The sequence below is a fragment of the Bacillus sp. JFL15 genome (assembly GCF_001184225.1).
Taxonomy (GTDB): domain Bacteria; phylum Bacillota; class Bacilli; order Bacillales; family Bacillaceae; genus Bacillus; species Bacillus siamensis.
In genome coordinates, this window is the sequence record NZ_KQ236689.1 from 3,693,706 (window position 1) to 3,709,115 (window position 15,410).

A 15,410-nucleotide genomic window follows, 5' to 3' on the forward strand; every position below is an offset into this window, starting at 1 on the left:
ATAGAGCAAAGAGGTGATGCTTGATCACCTCTTATAATATTTCAGCTAAAGTTGTCAGAATTTCCTCATTCTGCTCTTTCGTACCGACCGTAATCCTTAACGCTGTCGGAAATCCGAGCGCCTGTCCCGAGCGGACGATATATCCTTTTTCCAGCAGGGCCTGGAACAGTTCATCCGCCGGGCGGTTAAAATCAATGAGCACAAAGTTGGTTTGTGAAGGATAACATGTTAAACCGTGGGTTTCGGCAAAATCATAATACTGCTTAAGACCGGCTTTATTTTTTTCGACACATTCCTTAATAAATGCCTGGTCATCAAGCGCAGCCAGTGCCGAAGCCTGACCGATTCTGCTCGTATTGAACGGCTCTCTCGCCGGCTCAATCTGGCGGATCAGCGCTTCGTCCGCAATGCCGTATCCGACGCGCAGCGCGGCAAGTCCGTACGCTTTAGAAAATGTGCGGAGGATCATGACATTCGGATATTGCTTTAAAAGCGGAATGCTTTCAGGGTAATCTTCCGCCGTGACATACTCATAGTACGCTTCATCAAGTACAACGAGGATTTCCTCGGGAACTCTGTCTAAAAAGGAAATTAATTCCCGTTCGGAAGTATACGTCCCCGTCGGATTATTCGGATTGCACACCCATATGACTTTCGTCTTGCCGTCAATTGCTTCCAGCATCCGATCCAAATCATGAGCACCGTCGCTGCGGAGCGGCACTTCACGCACTTCAGCGCCCTCAATCACCGCATTGTGTCTGTATTGCGGAAAAGTCGGAGCGGCGGTAATCGTGTTTGTCTGATCATTTAATAAAGAACGGCAGATAATCTGCACAAGCTCATCTGAGCCGTTGCCGAAAATGATCGAAGATTCACTGACCTGCAGATGCTCACTGAGCCGCGTTCTCAAAGCGGCACTGTAACCGTCGGGATACAGCGCGAGTTGCTCAATCTCCTGATGCAGCGCATCTTTAGCGGCCTGTGAACAGCCGAACGGATTTTCGTTAGAAGCGAGCTTCACTACTTTCTCAAGCCCGTATTCCATTTTCACTTCTTCTATTGGTTTGCCCGGCTGATACGGTTTCAGCTGCCGCAGCTGTTCTTTAATCTGCAAATCCAGTCACCTCATTTTACACTGTACAGTCGTCCGAACGTCTTTGCGTAGTCTTCAAATTCAAGAAGCGCATCGGCTCTTGTGCCGGGGTTCACAAGCTTTGTTTCAAGCTCTTCAACTTTTTTAACGAGCGCGCTTCCGACAACGACACCGTCTGATATTTCATTCATCTCCTCAACCTGTCTGCGGCTTGAAATGCCAAAACCGACCGCAACCGGAACGGAGCTGAATTCTTTCACTTTTCGGATAAAAGAGTATACAGACGAATCGAATTCTCTGCGTACGCCTGTCACTCCTAAAGAGGATACGCAGTACACAAAGCCGCCGGCCTGTTCAGTAATTATTTTCAGTCGGTTTTCACTTGTCGGCGCAACCAGCGAGATATAAGCGATGTTCTCCTTTTTGCATGCCGTTTGTAAAAGGGCGCTTTCCTCTAACGGAAGATCCGGAACAAGCAGACCGTCTATGTCGTTTTCCCGCAGTAAAGCGAAAAAGTATTCTTTTTCTAATTGTAACACAGGATTATAATACGTAAAGAGGATAATTGGAATATGAACGCCGTTTTTTTTCATTTTGCCGCCAAGTTCAATGGCTTTTACGATATTCATTCCGTTTTCCAGAGCCCGTTTTGAAGCCCGCTGAATAACCGGGCCGTCGGCGAGCGGATCTGTGTACGGGACGCCGATTTCAAGGGCTGAGGCGCCTGCATTCTGCAATGACTTTGCCAGTTCAACTGAAATGTCAGGAAGCGGATCGCCAGCTGTAATAAAAGGGATAAATAGTTTTTCAGAATCATGCAGATTAAACATGTGTCTCCACCTCGTTTTCCAAAACATTCATCAGCGTATGAACGTCTTTATCTCCCCTTCCCGACAAACTGACGAGAATGATTTTATCTTTATCCATGTCTTTTGCCATTTCAAACGCTTTTGCTAAAGCGTGTGCAGATTCAATAGCCGGAAGTATGCCTTCTGTTTCAGAAAGCAGACGCAGCGCGGCGATCGCTTCATCATCTGTCACACTTTCGTACGTTACACGGCCGCTTTTATGCAGATAGGCATGCTCCGGCCCGATCCCCGGGTAATCAAGGCCTGCTGAAATAGAATACGGTTCGATAATCTGCCCGTATGCATCTTGTATTAAATAGGTCATCGAACCGTGAATCACCCCGAGCCTCCCTTTTGCAATCGTTGCCGCATGCAGCGGTGTATCAATTCCTTTTCCGGCAGCCTCGGCGCCGATCAGCTCAGTATCTTCGTCTAAAAAGGCCTGAAAAATGCCCATCGCATTGCTTCCGCCGCCGACACATGCAACAACCTTATCCGGGAGCGTTCCTTCGGCTTTACGGAGCTGTTCTTTCGCTTCCTCGCCGATGATTTTCTGAAACTCGCGAACGATGTAAGGATACGGATGCGGGCCTACAACAGAACCGATTAGGTAGAAATGATCTTCACAATGCTGGACCCAATATCTGATCGCCTCATTCGTCGCATCTTTCAGCGTGCCGTTTCCGCTTGAGACCGGCACCACTTTTGCGCCGAGCAGCTTCATTCGGAATACGTTCAGCGACTGGCGCGCAACGTCCTCTTCACCCATAAAAACCGTGCACTCAAAACCGAATTTTGCGGCGGCTGTCGCGGCGGCAACACCGTGCTGTCCCGCACCGGTTTCGGCAATGATTTTCGTTTTGCCCATCTTTTTGGCAAGCAGAATCTGGCCTAACGCGTTGTTTATTTTATGGGAACCGGTATGGTTTAAATCTTCCCTTTTCAGATAGATTTTTGCCCCGCCCAAATACTCCGACACCCTGTCTGCAAACGTTAATGCCGTCGGTCTGCCTGAGTAATCAAACAATAGTTTTTGATATTCGGCATGAAAAACGGGATCATTCTTTAATTCTTTGAAAGCCGTTTCGATTTCTTCGAGGGGCCGCATTAATGTTTCAGGGACAAACTTGCCGCCAAATTCGCCGTATCTTCCGATTTCATTTGGATATGGATACATAATGGTTCATCCTTTCTTCTAAAAGCCGGATCAGTGTTTGATCCTTTTGTCCGTTTTTTTCAATTCCGCTGGCAAGATCTATACCGCACGGGCGTGATTTCAGTAAGCCGGTAATCGTTTCAGGATTAACGCCGCCCGCAATAAAACAGCGCTTGTTTGCTTTTTGAGCCTGCTCCCGGTACAAAGGGACACGCTTCCACGAAAACGCGATTCCCGTCCCGCCCCTCATGCCTTTGACTGAAGAATCAATGACATAGCCGTCGACGGCAGATGCAAATTGAGCCATCTGACGGAGCGTGCTTTCTCCGTGATGGAGCGCTTTCCATATCTCAGAACGCACAAGAGGACGGAGACGGCGGGCATCCTCAGGCGATTCATCACCGTGAAGCTGGATAACGTCAAGGGACAGATCAGAAGCGGTTTGCGCGATGTTTTCTATCGTTTCATTCACAAAAACTCCGACATGTTTCTTGTCTGTCCGGATCTCTTGTTTCCATTTCCGGACATCAGCCGGGGTGACCTTCCGTTTGCTTGCGGCAAAAATAAATCCCAGGTAATCCGCTTCTGAGGCTGCCGCAAGCTCATAGTCACGCTTCGATCGTATTCCGCAGTACTTTAATTCAGGCTTTTTCATACCCTCACTCCCCGAACAGCCCTCGGATCGCCTTTTGCTGTGAATCCTCTCTCATTAAGGATTCTCCGATCAATACAGCCTGCGCCCCGTGCTTGTTGACGAATTGCAGGTCAGCCAAAGAGCCGATCCCGCTTTCACTGACCAGCAGACAACCGTCCGGCACAAACTGCGCTATTTTTTCCGTTTGCGAAACCGAAGTACGGAACGTTTTTAAGTCCCGGTTGTTAATGCCGAGAATGTCCGGCTGAAACACCTGTAAAATCCGTTCAAGCACGGTTTCATCATGGACTTCCACAAGAACGTCCATGCCCTTCCCACGTGCTTCCAGGTAAAGCTCATGAAGCTTTGAAGGTTCCAGCGCTTCACCGATCAGCAAAATCGCATCAGCACCGAGCCGGTACGATTCCTCCACCTGCAGGGAGTCAATAATAAAATCCTTTCTTAATACGGGAAGAGAAACGTTTTTTTTAACATCTGTCAAAAAGTGATTTCTTCCCTGAAAAAAACGGGTATCCGTCAGAACAGAAAGGGCGTCGGCTTTGGCTGCTTCATAATCCGCCGCAATCTCTTCCGGAACAAAATGCTCTTTAATCAGTCCTTTAGACGGCGACGCTTTTTTCACTTCAGCGATCAGCCCGATAAAACGATTCGGATTCAGGAGCGCTTCCTTAAAAGATCTCCGTTCAATTTGACAGGTTTCCGGCAGCACAATGGATTTGATTTCTTCTTTTTTCTGCTGAATGATTTGATCAAGCATATAATTCTTCCTCTTTCTGTTTCAGACGTTCGAGCTGCCTTTTGGCATCTCCGTTTTGAATCGTTTCTAAAGCGATGTTTGCTCCTTCTTTCAGATCGTTTGCGAGACCTGCCGTATAAATGGCCGCTCCCGCATTTAAGGCTGTAATGTGCAGAGCGGACGACGGAGCTTCATTTGCAAAAATATTCTGAATGAGATGCGCGCTTTCTTCCGCTGAGCTCACTTGAATATCTTTCAGCGAACCTTCTTTAAAACCGAATTGTTCAGGTGATACCGCATATTCCAGACGTTCACCGTTTTTCAGCTCAATGACATCGGTCGGTGCTGTGACGGACAGTTCATCTAACCCGTCACGCGCCGACACAAGCATGACGTGCCTGACTTCAAATTGTTCCAAAGCGCTTGCCATCAGGCGCGCTTTTTCAGATGAATAGACGCCGATCACCTGCCGTTTCGCCTGCATCGGGTTGCTGAGCGGGCCAAGCAGGTTAAACACGGTTCGGAAGCCCAGCTCTTTTCTCACAGCGGCGACGTGCTTCATTGACGAATGAAACAGCGGGGCAAACAAAAAACCCATTTGCTTCGTCTCAATACTGTGTTTGACACTGTCAGGGGTGGCTTGAATGGAAACACCCAGTTTTTCCAGCACATCCGCGCTGCCGCTCTTAGACGACACGGAACGATTTCCGTGCTTGGCAACTTTGGCTCCGGCGGCAGAGGCTGTAATCGCTGCTGCCGTTGATATGTTAAACGTAGAAACCCCGTCTCCGCCTGTTCCGCACGTATCAACAACATCCTCCAGGCCATCTGCCGTCTGTGCACGGGCCCGCATCACTTTTACAAATCCGGCGAGCTCCTCCGCCGTTTCGCCGCGGTGGGCTAATACCGATAAGATTCCGCCGATTTCAGACTGCGACATGTCTCCGTTCATCATCATTTCCATCAGCTTTTCGGCTTCTCCGGTTTTCAGCGTGCCGCCATTAACGCACGATTGCAGAAATTTGTTCATCCGTCTTCTCCTCCCCGCCAGAAAAGATGTCTTCTGCGATTTGAATCGTTTTTAACAGCGCCCCCGCTTTGTTGCAGCTCTCTTCATATTCGGCTTCCGGGACGGAATCAGCGACTATTCCCGCGCCCGCCTGCACGGACGCCGTACCGTTTTTGACACTCATGGTACGGATGGTAATACAAGAATCAATCGATCCGTCAAATCCGATATAAGCGATACATCCCCCGTAAGTTTCTCTGGAAGTCGGTTCTAATTCATTTAAAATCTGCATCGCGCGGATTTTCGGAGCGCCCGAGAGTGTTCCTGCCGGGAATGCCGACATCAGTGCATCAACCGGATGGACCCCCTGTTTTAAACGGCCGGTTACAACGGAGATGATGTGCATCACATGTGAAAAAGAAACGATCTTCGTGAATTCCGGAACGGTTACGGAACCATACTCCGCGACTCTGCCGATATCATTGCGCGCCAGATCGACAAGCATGTAATGTTCAGCTTTTTCTTTTTCGTCATTCATCAGCTCTTTTTTCAGGCGTTCGTCCTCTTCTTTTCCGGCTCCCCTTTTTCTCGTTCCGGCGATCGGATGTATTTCCAGATGTCTGTCATGCACACGGATCAGGCGTTCAGGCGAACTCCCGACAATGTCTCTGTCCGGCAGTTTAATATAGTACATATAAGGTGAAGGGTTGACGATGCGGAGCACCCTGTACAGCTCAAAGGAATGTCTGGATACCGGGATCTCAAACTTTTGCGACAGCACTCCTTGAAAAATATCTCCCGCTTTTATATATTCTTTCAGTTTATTAACGCCGGCCATAAACTCTTCTTTCGTATTATTGGATGTCACATTGGCAAAGCTCGGTGTTTCAAATGTACCTTTTGAAAAAAACGGCTCTTTCATATCTTTCGGTTCTGTCAAAATACCGATAAGCTCGCGAAGCTCCGCGCAATTTTCTTTAAAAACGGCCCTTTTTTCTTCTTCCGTCTCCCGGCCGTTAAGCGCCGCATATTGAATGAAATGCACTTGTTTCGTTTCATGGTCGTACGCGATGATTTTCCGGCAGACAAACAGCATGCATTTTTCTAAATCTGTTTCTTTTGCATGGCTTGGCACGGTAGGCTCAATTAAAGGAATCATGTCATAGCTCAGATAACCGACCGCCCCTCCCGAAAACGGGATATCAAGATCGGGCGTTTTAATGCGGAAGCTTTCATTCATCCAGTCAAGCACGGCTTTTAAATCTCCGGCTTCAAACAGCGTAAGCCCTTTCGGATCAGCGGCAGTGAATGTGTGATGACTCTCTTTAATCGTGATAAAAGGATCGAGACCGATAAAAGAGTATCTTGACCAGCTTGACGACTCATCCTTGCTTTCCAGCAAATACGTAATGTTTCTGTCCAGTTTTTCAACCATCTGAATGGGTGTGATCGTATCGACCGTAAAAGTCTCTGCGATTGGAATGGTGCGGTGTGTCAGACTGTCCTTTAAAAATAAAGAAACATCCGATTGTAAATTCATGATTCTCCTCCTTACGGTAAGGAGAATGAGATGAGGAGTGAGAGGGGTCTTGCGTATAAGAAATAAACCCAAAAGAAAGGCTTCTTTTGGGCAGAATAAAAACGTGTTTATCTCAGCTCAGCTAAACTCATTCTCTGCTACCCTATTCTAAACTCAACTGTTTCATCAACTGACTTCTAAGCTTTATACACACTCTTGTGTATTTCTAAGCTTTTTTTATCGTATTACATGTCAGTATTTTTTGTCAATGATAAATCCGGTCTTAACACAACGGCTTTTTCTAAATAGACATGCTTGATTTCATCTTGAGGCGTATCCGTCTGAACCGTCATCAGGACACGGATACACTTTTTCAAAGCGCCTGCGACATCCATTTCCTGCATGCATGTTACCGGGACGTACTGCCACCCGGAAAGGCGGCGGACCGCTTTTGCCGGAAATACGGAATGGATGTCAGGCGTGGCGGATAACAGGATCTGCACGACGTCTTCCGGCTTGCATCCATTTTGTTCAATGATTTTTTCAAGCAGCTGCTGTGTTTTTTCTAAAATTTCTTGTTCGGTGTCTTGTTCCACCGTTGTTGCTCCGCGAATGCCGCGTATCATCATGCTGTTTCCTCCATTCGCCATTTGTTCAGCAAATTTTCAAGCTCATCTTTTGAAAGCATACAGTCCTGTGCTTCGCCTAATTCCTTCAATACGATGAACTGAGTCATGCCTCCGCGCGTTTTTTTGTCATTCATCATCCTGGCGGAGAGAACCGATGTTGCAATATCTTGTCTGATGCTTCCCGGGTAGCCGAGCCCAACCAGCCATTGCGTGAGTTCTTTTCTGTTCATCTTGCAACCCGCAACTTGTTCACTCACGTAAAGGGCAAACTGCATGCCGAGGGCGACCGCATCTCCATGTGTAATTCGGCCGTAGCCGTATTCCGCCTCAACGGCGTGGCCGAGCGTATGTCCGAAATTCAGAAAAGCTCTTATCCCCTCTTCCTTTTCGTCCTCACGCACAACGGCCGATTTGATTGAAATTCCTTTATAAATCATTTCATTCAGCTCAGCGCTTGTCAGTCCGTTTAACGTATCAAGCGTGAGAAGCTTTTCTAAAAAAGCGTGATCGGCGATAAACGCATGTTTTATCACCTCAGCCATACCTGATCTCAGCTCTTGTTCCGGCAGGGTTTTCAGAAGCTCCGTATCATAAATCACCGCTTTCGGCTGATAGAACGCTCCGATTAAATTCTTTCCGAGTTTATGATTGACGGCCACCTTGCCGCCGACCGCGCTGTCATGGGCAAGCAGTGTCGTCGGCATTTGGATGAAATCAATTCCGCGCATAAAAGTCGCTGCGCAAAAGCCGGCCAAATCACCCGTCACACCGCCTCCGAAGGCGATCATACATGAAGAGCGGTCCATATGGAAGGCGATCGCTTCCGATTGAATCCGTTCATACTCTTTCAGAGACTTCGCTTCTTCTCCGCTCGGGACGATCACTTTTTTTACGGGCCATGTTTCGTTTAGAAGCCGGAACATCTCATCACCGTAAAGCCGGTCGACTTCAGCGTCGATGACGAGCAGGATTTTTGTCAGCGGCCTGTTCAGTGAAGTCAAAAGTGCAGCGGCCTGTTTCCTGATGCCTTCACCGATATACACGGGATATGCGGAGGAAGCCGTCCGAACCTCAAGCTCCTTCATTAGAATTCCCTCGATAGTTTCTTCATGTTTTCAACATTTTCTTTAATGCGGTCGATCTGGTCGAGGCCGAATTGTTCTACGACGGCATTTGCGATTTCCCAGGCCACTGCCGCTTCAGCCACGACGCTTGCCGCAGGAACCGCGCAGCTGTCTGAACGTTCAATGCTCGCTGAGAACGGCTCTTTCGTTTCAATATCAACGCTTTTCAGCGGCTTATATAAAGTCGGGATCGGTTTCATAACACCGCGGACGACAATCGGCATTCCTGTCGTCATACCGCCTTCTAATCCTCCGAGCCTATTTGTGGCGCGTGTGTAGCCTTTCTCTTCATCCCACACGATTTCATCATGAACATCACTGCCGTTTTTGCCGGCCGCTTCAAAACCGATGCCGAACTCGACCCCTTTAAAAGCATTGATCGACAGAACGGCAGCGGCGAGCTTGCTGTCCAGTTTACGGTCATAATGGACATAGCTTCCGACACCGACCGGCATGCCTTCAACAATCACTTCAACGATTCCGCCGATTGAGTCGCCGTTTGCCTTCGCTTCATCAATGGCTGCCATCATTTGACGGCCTGCTTCTTCATCGTAGCATCTGACCGGTGATTCTTCCGTTACCCGCTTGAGATCTTCAATGGATGTGTAGTCGGTCTTCTCGGCTTTGACCCCGCCGATTTGCAAAACATGTCCGGCCACTGTAATGCCAAGCTCCGCTAAAATCTTTTTAGCGACGGCTCCGGCAGCCACGCGAACCGTTGTCTCACGCGCGGAAGATCGTTCTAACACATTTCTCATATCGCGGTGATTGTACTTAATGGCGCCGTTTAAATCCGCGTGCCCCGGTCTCGGTCTTGAAATCTGGCGTTTCATTTCACTTTCTTCTTCTTCTGTAATCGGTGCAGCACCCATGATTTTTGTCCAGTGGGTCCAGTCTTTATTTTCTACAACGAGCGCAATGGGTGAACCGAGTGTCCGGGCATGCCGCACGCCGCTCGTAATCTTCGCTCTGTCCGTTTCAATCTGCATGCGCCGTCCGCGCCCGTGCCCTTTTTGGCGTCTGGCAAGCTCAAAATTAATGTCTTCCTCAGTTATATAAAGCCCCGCAGGCACACCTTCTATAATGGTCGTCAGCTGCGGACCGTGTGATTCTCCGGCTGTTAAGTATCTCATTTCGTTCTTCTCCCTTCATCACATTAACGCTTTTAAGTAAAACTATAACACAAGTTTTCATAAAATGTCTTCTATCTTTTTTGATAAAAAAATGTATCAGTGCTTTCAAGGCCGAATTTTTCCGGGCTGAAAATTTGTTCTGTGCTTCCGACAAACAGAATTCCGTTCTTTTTCAGGCTGTCCGCCATTTTCACATACAGCTCTTCTTTCGCTTTTTCAGTAAAATAAATAAAAACATTGCGGCAGACGATCAGATCAAAATCCTGTTCATAGCTGTCGGCAAGCAGGTTGTGCCGCTTAAACCGGATGTTTTTCTGAATCTCTTGTTTTACTTGATAGCTGTTGTCAGCCTGCTTGGTGAAATAGCGGCTTTTTATGGAAGCCGGCACCTCTTGCAGAGACCGCTCCTGATAGATGCCCCGCTTGGCTTTGCCAAGCGCCTTTTCATCAATATCTGTCGCCAATATATCATATCCGGCCAAACCCGCCTGCTGATTGAGAATCATGGCCAAGGTATAGGGTTCCTCCCCCGTTGAACAGGCCGCACTCCATATTTTTAACGGTTTGTTATGCTTTATTAACGGAAGAATTGAGGTTTCAAGAACTTCCCATCGTTTATAATTTCGGTAAAATTCAGAAACATTGATTGTCATCCTGTCCAATGTTTCGTTTAATAAAAGCTTGTCTTTCTCCAAAGCGGCGGCAAATTCCTGAAAATCTTTGAATCCCTTTTTTTCATAAAGGGACGTCAGCCGCCTTTTCATTTGTGCTTCTTTGTATAAAGATAAATCAACACCGGTTATTTTCTTCCACTTGGTGATAAAAATGTCGTAAGGCTCCATTGCTTCTCTCCCAATCTCGCTGTCTTTTGTCCTAGTATAGCCTGTTTTCTTTCTAATTTGTACGATTTCAATAAAAAAATCAGCCCGCAGGCTGATTTGTGAGAAATGAAAAGACAGGGCAGCGAAGCCTCTGTCTTTCTTAAAATATGTAAACCTTTTCATAACAAGAGAAAAAGAAAGGCTGACGGCTTAGTACACCCAGTCGGCCATTAATTTTTGATACGGTACAAGCTCTTCCTGTTTAAAGAAAATGTCAATTTCCCGTTCAGCGCTTTCTAAGGAGTCTGAACCGTGAATGATATTTTTGCCGACAAACATGCCGTAGTCACCGCGAATCGTGCCTGGCAGTGCGTCTTTCGGGTTTGTTTTTCCGATCAGCTGTCTTGTGATCTCTACTACATTTTCCCCTTCCCATACCATTGCAAATACGGGTCCAGATGTAATAAATTCCACAAGCTCACCGAAAAACGGTTTCCCTTTATGTTCAGCATAATGGTTTTCAGCCATCTGTTCTGAAACTTGCATCAGCTTGGCTCCTGCCAATTGTAAGCCCTTACGCTCAAATCTCGATAAAATCTCTCCGATCAGCTGGCGCTGTACGCCGTCCGGTTTTACCATGATAAAAGTTTTTTCCATAAGATTCTCCACCCCATCATTATGTATAGGCTTTCAAGTTGCACACCGAAATCGTAACATCTTTCTGACAATTAATCAATCCAGGGCGGAGAATGTTCACATCTTGTTCGTAAAAGGATTTAAAATTTCCGTTTGCCGATATATTTGGCAATGGCGGCCAATGATGAACGCGCACGTCCCCTCGGCAGCGTATTCAGCTTTTCAAACGCTTTTTTTAAGTATCTGTCACTGACGGCCATTGATTTTTCAATCGCATCTGTGCGTTTAATATTTTCAATAATGGGGGCGAGCTGCTCCTGTGTTGTTTCGCTGTTAATTAATTTCAGCTGATTTTTCAATTCAGGCTGACGCAGCGCGTACAAAACGGGCAGAGTGACGTTTCCTTGCAGCAGATCTCCTCCGACCGGTTTTCCCAGCTCCTCTTCCGTTGAAGTGAAATCAAGGATATCATCAATAATCTGGTAGGACATGCCCACGTAATAGCCGAACCAATATAATGCTTTATGAATCTTTTCATCAGCTCCCGAAGCGATGGCGCCGAGCTGGCAGCTGACGGCGATAAGAAGCGCCGTTTTCCGTTTGATGCGGCGTAAATAGGTTCTGAGGTTTTGTTCCATATTATATTTATCTTTGATCTGTTCAATTTCTCCGAGGCATACTTCTACGATGGTTTTGGACAGGATCCGGTGGGCTTTCGGCTCATCCAGTCTCGTCATCATCTCAAGCGAGCCCGCAAGCATATAATCACCGGTATACATGGCGATGCGGTTGTCCCATTTGGCTTTAATGGTCGGCTTTCCTCTCCGCAGCTCGGCGTCATCAATGACGTCGTCATGCACGAGGGAGGCCATATGAATCATTTCCAGCGTCACCGCAACATATTTTATTTTATTAATGTCATAGTCGCCGAACATGCCGGAAAGCAATACGAAAACAGGACGGATCCGCTTGCCTCCTGCCTGAAGCAGATGGAGCCCGGCTTCACTCAGCAAGGGATAGTCAGACCGTACCGTCTGCTCAAGCTCCCTTTCGATCACATCAATATCATCATTTAAAAAAGAATAGGCCATTTTAAATTTCATATCATTCACCCAAACATCTGTATATTCATCATTTCCAGCCGATATGCGTAGCGGCCACTCCGCCGGTAAACGAATGGTATTTGACATTCGTCAGGCCCGCTTCTTCAAACAGACGCGCAAGCTCTTTCATACCGGGAAATTCTCTTGCTGATTCTTGAAGCCAAGAATATTCTTTATAGCTCTTCGCAAACATTTTTCCGAAGAAAGGCATGATGTATTTAAAATAAAGAAAATATGCCTGTCTGAAACCGATCATTTCCGGCTGGGATGTTTCCAGGCATACGACCTGTCCGCCCGGTTTGACGACGCGCCGCATTTCTTTCAGCACGGTCAGATAGTCGGGAACGTTCCGGAGTCCGAAGCCGATGGTGACAAAATCAAAAGAATCATCAGCGAAAGGAAGCTCCATTGCGTTTCCGTGCAAAAGCTCAATTTGGCTGTAACCGCCCTCTTTTACTTTTTTCTCGCCGATGCTCAGCATATTTTTGCTGAAATCCAGCCCTTTGATTTCGCCGTTTTTTCCGGCAGCTTCTGCGAGGGCAATCGTCCAGTCAGCCGTCCCGCAGCAGACGTCAAGCGCTTTTGCGCCTTCTTGCACATTCATGATCTGCATCGTTTTGTCGCGCCATTTTTTATGCTGCTGAAAACTGATGACAGAGTTCATTTGGTCATAATTTTTATAGATTTTTTCAAACACGCCGTGTACGCGCTGTTCTTTTGACTCCTGCATGTTGATTACCCTTCTTCCACTTTCTGATGATATGTTTTGTCTTGGCTGATCGCTTTAAGCCGGTTCAGCATTAGATTTTGGATTGGTGAATTGAGCGGCAGCAGCGTTTCAATGCTTTGCTTCGCCTTTCGGAAGCTTTCTTCCAGTATTTCAGCCTTTGATTTCCCTGACTTTACAATATTGCCGATGACATCGAGAAATATAGCATTGCCGTTCATCAGCCGCTTATACACAAAAAAATCACTCGCCAGCTCTTTCCAGCGCGGAAGATTAAAGTGGTCTGACACTCTGTGAAACAGGGCCGCTTCCACAATCGCCATGCTTTCGATCAATTGATTCAAGTCATTGACAGACCGATCGTACAGACGGATTTTATGCTCATTGATTTCTTTAATTGCCGTAGCGAGCGTCCGGATCATATAGATATCCTTCATTTCAGATAAAAGCGAATAATACAGTCCGCTGAAATAGTCGCCGGCAAGCACGGTGAGCTGCCGGTTTTTATTTTCGTCTCGCTTTAACGCTCTGGCTGTTGTCACTTCATCGTGGGTATCAAGGGCGCTTTGGACAAGCATCGCAGTTACTATGTAATTTTCTCTGTCGTTGTTCTTAATGTCCGCCTCTTCAAACAAAGCGTGAAAAAGAAGAAGCTTATCCTCATCGATTTTCGGCGCAGAAATATGTTTCGCTAAATAAGGATGAGACAGCTTTTGTTTTAATTTCGTATTTAAATTCGCTAAAGTTCCGTAGATGTCTTGCAAAAATATCACCCTTGTCCCCAAATTCACATTTATTCTAATATGTATGAGATTTACTCGTCATTATTATACGCAGGTATCATTATAGCATAAAAAAAAGAAATTGGCTGTATTCTCCCGCCGTTTGCGGGCATTTGGCAAAAGCGGGAAACAGCCGGCTTATTTTTTTTCGCTGTTCATTTCTCCGTAAGCGGTCTGGATGAGGGCGTTGCCCCTCACTTTGATGGCTGAAGTATGCTCTGTAAACTGAGCGATAATCACTTCACCTTTGTCCAGCTTTTCAGAATGGTGGAATTTCGTATCCGTTCCTCTCGTTAAACCGATGACGTTCACACCGTCCTCGACCGCTTTAATGACGACAAAATCACTTGAATGCTTTGAATTCATATCTGCACCCTCTATCATAATTAATCCGCACGTTTAATATGTTCTAACACTTCGGAACGCGCCGCAGCGTCATCTTTAAAAATACCTCTTACAGCGGAAGTTACCGTTTTTGCCCCCGGCTTTCTTACGCCTCTCATCGTCATGCACATATGCTCAGCTTCAACGACAACCATGACGCCGTGGGGATCTAAGGTGTCTACGATGCTTTCTGCAATCGTTGAAGTAATGCGCTCCTGCAGCTGCGGGCGTTTTGAAACGGCTTCCACTGCACGCGCCAATTTACTCAGGCCTGTCACTTTACCGCCGCGCGGAATGTAGGCAATATGCGCTTTTCCGTAAAAAGGAACAAGATGATGTTCACACATAGAATGAAACGCGATATCTTTTACAAGAACAAGCTCCTCGTGGTCCTCGCCGAAAACGGTTTTGAAATGCTCTTTCGGGTCTTCATTTAACCCCGAGAATACTTCCGCGTACATTTTCGCCACGCGTTTCGGTGTATCTAAAAGACCTTCCCGGTCCGGGTCTTCTCCAATCGCCTCTAAAATCTGGCGAACTGCCTGTTCAATCTGTTCTTTATTAACTTCTTTCATTGTCTGTGTCCTCCACCATTGAATACATTTAATTTCGATTCTAGCACATTTGACGCGCCAAAAGCAAAACGAAAGTCCTGCCCGGAGACCGAGGCTGCTTAAATATGAAAAGCCCCTTTATCAAGGGGCTTTTCTGTGAAGAAACAAAGTGTATGTATCAGATGCATACACGATCTATATTCACAATTATTTTCCTGCAACAGCGTCTTTAAGAGCTTTACCTGGTTTGAAAGCAGGTACCTTGCTTGCAGGGATTTCGATTTCTTCACCTGTTTGCGGGTTACGTCCTTTACGTGCAGAACGCTCGCGCACCTCAAAGTTACCGAAACCGATCAGTTGGATTTTATCACCATTTTTAAGTGCATCTAAAATCGTATCAAAAACAGAATCAACTGCTTTTGTAGCGTCTTTTTTAGACAATTCGCTTGCTTCTGCAACCGCATTGATTAGTTCTGTCTTGTTCATGCCTTTCACCTCCTC

General features: G+C 46.8%; 18 protein-coding genes. All 18 read right to left on the bottom strand.

What is annotated here, in order from left to right:
• Positions 1 to 31 precede the first annotated feature (31 nt).
• Positions 32 to 1,114 (bottom strand): histidinol-phosphate transaminase, encoded by a 1,083-nt coding sequence (gene hisC, locus AD710_RS18060; RefSeq protein WP_049628692.1) that lies wholly within the window; start codon positions 1,112 to 1,114, stop codon positions 32 to 34.
• Between the two features lie 11 nt (positions 1,115 to 1,125).
• Positions 1,126 to 1,923, bottom strand: coding sequence for a tryptophan synthase subunit alpha (gene trpA, locus AD710_RS18065; protein ID WP_049628693.1), 798 nt, complete (start codon positions 1,921 to 1,923; stop codon positions 1,126 to 1,128).
• On the bottom strand, positions 1,916 to 3,118 hold the full coding sequence (trpB, locus tag AD710_RS18070; protein ID WP_016939094.1) for a tryptophan synthase subunit beta: 1,203 nt from the start codon (positions 3,116 to 3,118) through the stop codon (positions 1,916 to 1,918). The genes trpA and trpB overlap by 8 nt, the downstream gene beginning before the upstream one ends.
• Positions 3,099 to 3,752, bottom strand: a complete 654-nt coding sequence (locus AD710_RS18075; protein ID WP_016939095.1) for a phosphoribosylanthranilate isomerase — start codon at positions 3,750 to 3,752, stop codon at positions 3,099 to 3,101. The genes trpB and AD710_RS18075 overlap by 20 nt, the downstream gene beginning before the upstream one ends.
• 4 nt (positions 3,753 to 3,756) lie before the next feature.
• Entirely contained in the window at positions 3,757 to 4,509 is a 753-nt protein-coding gene (gene trpC, locus AD710_RS18080) for an indole-3-glycerol phosphate synthase TrpC (protein ID WP_049628694.1), read from the bottom strand.
• Complete coding sequence (gene trpD, locus AD710_RS18085) at positions 4,502 to 5,518, bottom strand: anthranilate phosphoribosyltransferase (RefSeq protein WP_049628695.1); 1,017 nt, start codon at positions 5,516 to 5,518, stop codon at positions 4,502 to 4,504. The genes trpC and trpD overlap by 8 nt, the downstream gene beginning before the upstream one ends.
• Positions 5,490 to 7,037 carry an anthranilate synthase component I gene (trpE, locus tag AD710_RS18090; protein ID WP_049628696.1) on the bottom strand — a complete coding sequence of 516 codons (1,548 nt, stop codon included), beginning with the start codon at positions 7,035 to 7,037 and terminating at the stop codon, positions 5,490 to 5,492. Before trpE ends, trpD begins: the two co-directional genes overlap by 29 nt.
• A gap of 224 nt (positions 7,038 to 7,261) precedes the next feature.
• On the bottom strand, positions 7,262 to 7,645 hold the full coding sequence (aroH, locus tag AD710_RS18095; protein ID WP_045510999.1) for a chorismate mutase: 384 nt from the start codon (positions 7,643 to 7,645) through the stop codon (positions 7,262 to 7,264).
• Positions 7,642 to 8,730, bottom strand: coding sequence for a 3-dehydroquinate synthase (gene aroB / locus AD710_RS18100; RefSeq protein WP_049628697.1), 1,089 nt, complete (start codon positions 8,728 to 8,730; stop codon positions 7,642 to 7,644). The genes aroH and aroB overlap by 4 nt, the downstream gene beginning before the upstream one ends.
• Positions 8,730 to 9,902 (bottom strand): chorismate synthase, encoded by a 1,173-nt coding sequence (gene aroC / locus AD710_RS18105; protein WP_047475720.1) that lies wholly within the window; start codon positions 9,900 to 9,902, stop codon positions 8,730 to 8,732. Before aroC ends, aroB begins: the two co-directional genes overlap by 1 nt.
• Positions 9,903 to 9,973: 71 nt before the next feature.
• Positions 9,974 to 10,744 (bottom strand): CheR family methyltransferase, encoded by a 771-nt coding sequence (locus AD710_RS18110; RefSeq protein WP_049628698.1) that lies wholly within the window; start codon positions 10,742 to 10,744, stop codon positions 9,974 to 9,976.
• Between the two features lie 189 nt (positions 10,745 to 10,933).
• On the bottom strand, positions 10,934 to 11,380 hold the full coding sequence (gene ndk / locus AD710_RS18115; protein ID WP_003153455.1) for a nucleoside-diphosphate kinase: 447 nt from the start codon (positions 11,378 to 11,380) through the stop codon (positions 10,934 to 10,936).
• Positions 11,381 to 11,499: 119 nt separating this feature from the next.
• Positions 11,500 to 12,462 (bottom strand): heptaprenyl diphosphate synthase component II, encoded by a 963-nt coding sequence (gene hepT, locus AD710_RS18120; RefSeq protein WP_016939103.1) that lies wholly within the window; start codon positions 12,460 to 12,462, stop codon positions 11,500 to 11,502.
• Positions 12,463 to 12,490: 28 nt separating this feature from the next.
• A complete protein-coding gene (menG, locus tag AD710_RS18125; RefSeq protein WP_049628699.1) occupies positions 12,491 to 13,192 on the bottom strand; it encodes a demethylmenaquinone methyltransferase in 702 nt (233 codons plus the stop codon).
• Between the two features lie 5 nt (positions 13,193 to 13,197).
• On the bottom strand, positions 13,198 to 13,953 hold the full coding sequence (gene hepS, locus AD710_RS18130; protein ID WP_016939105.1) for a heptaprenyl diphosphate synthase component 1: 756 nt from the start codon (positions 13,951 to 13,953) through the stop codon (positions 13,198 to 13,200).
• A gap of 156 nt (positions 13,954 to 14,109) precedes the next feature.
• Positions 14,110 to 14,337, bottom strand: a complete 228-nt coding sequence (gene mtrB, locus AD710_RS18135; protein ID WP_003153449.1) for a trp RNA-binding attenuation protein MtrB — start codon at positions 14,335 to 14,337, stop codon at positions 14,110 to 14,112.
• Positions 14,338 to 14,357: 20 nt separating this feature from the next.
• Positions 14,358 to 14,930: a GTP cyclohydrolase I FolE gene (gene folE, locus AD710_RS18140; protein WP_016939106.1), complete on the bottom strand. Its 573-nt coding sequence runs from the start codon at positions 14,928 to 14,930 to the stop codon at positions 14,358 to 14,360.
• A gap of 186 nt (positions 14,931 to 15,116) precedes the next feature.
• Complete coding sequence (hbs, locus tag AD710_RS18145; RefSeq protein ID WP_003153447.1) at positions 15,117 to 15,395, bottom strand: non-specific DNA-binding protein Hbs; 279 nt, start codon at positions 15,393 to 15,395, stop codon at positions 15,117 to 15,119.
• Positions 15,396 to 15,410 lie beyond the last annotated feature (15 nt).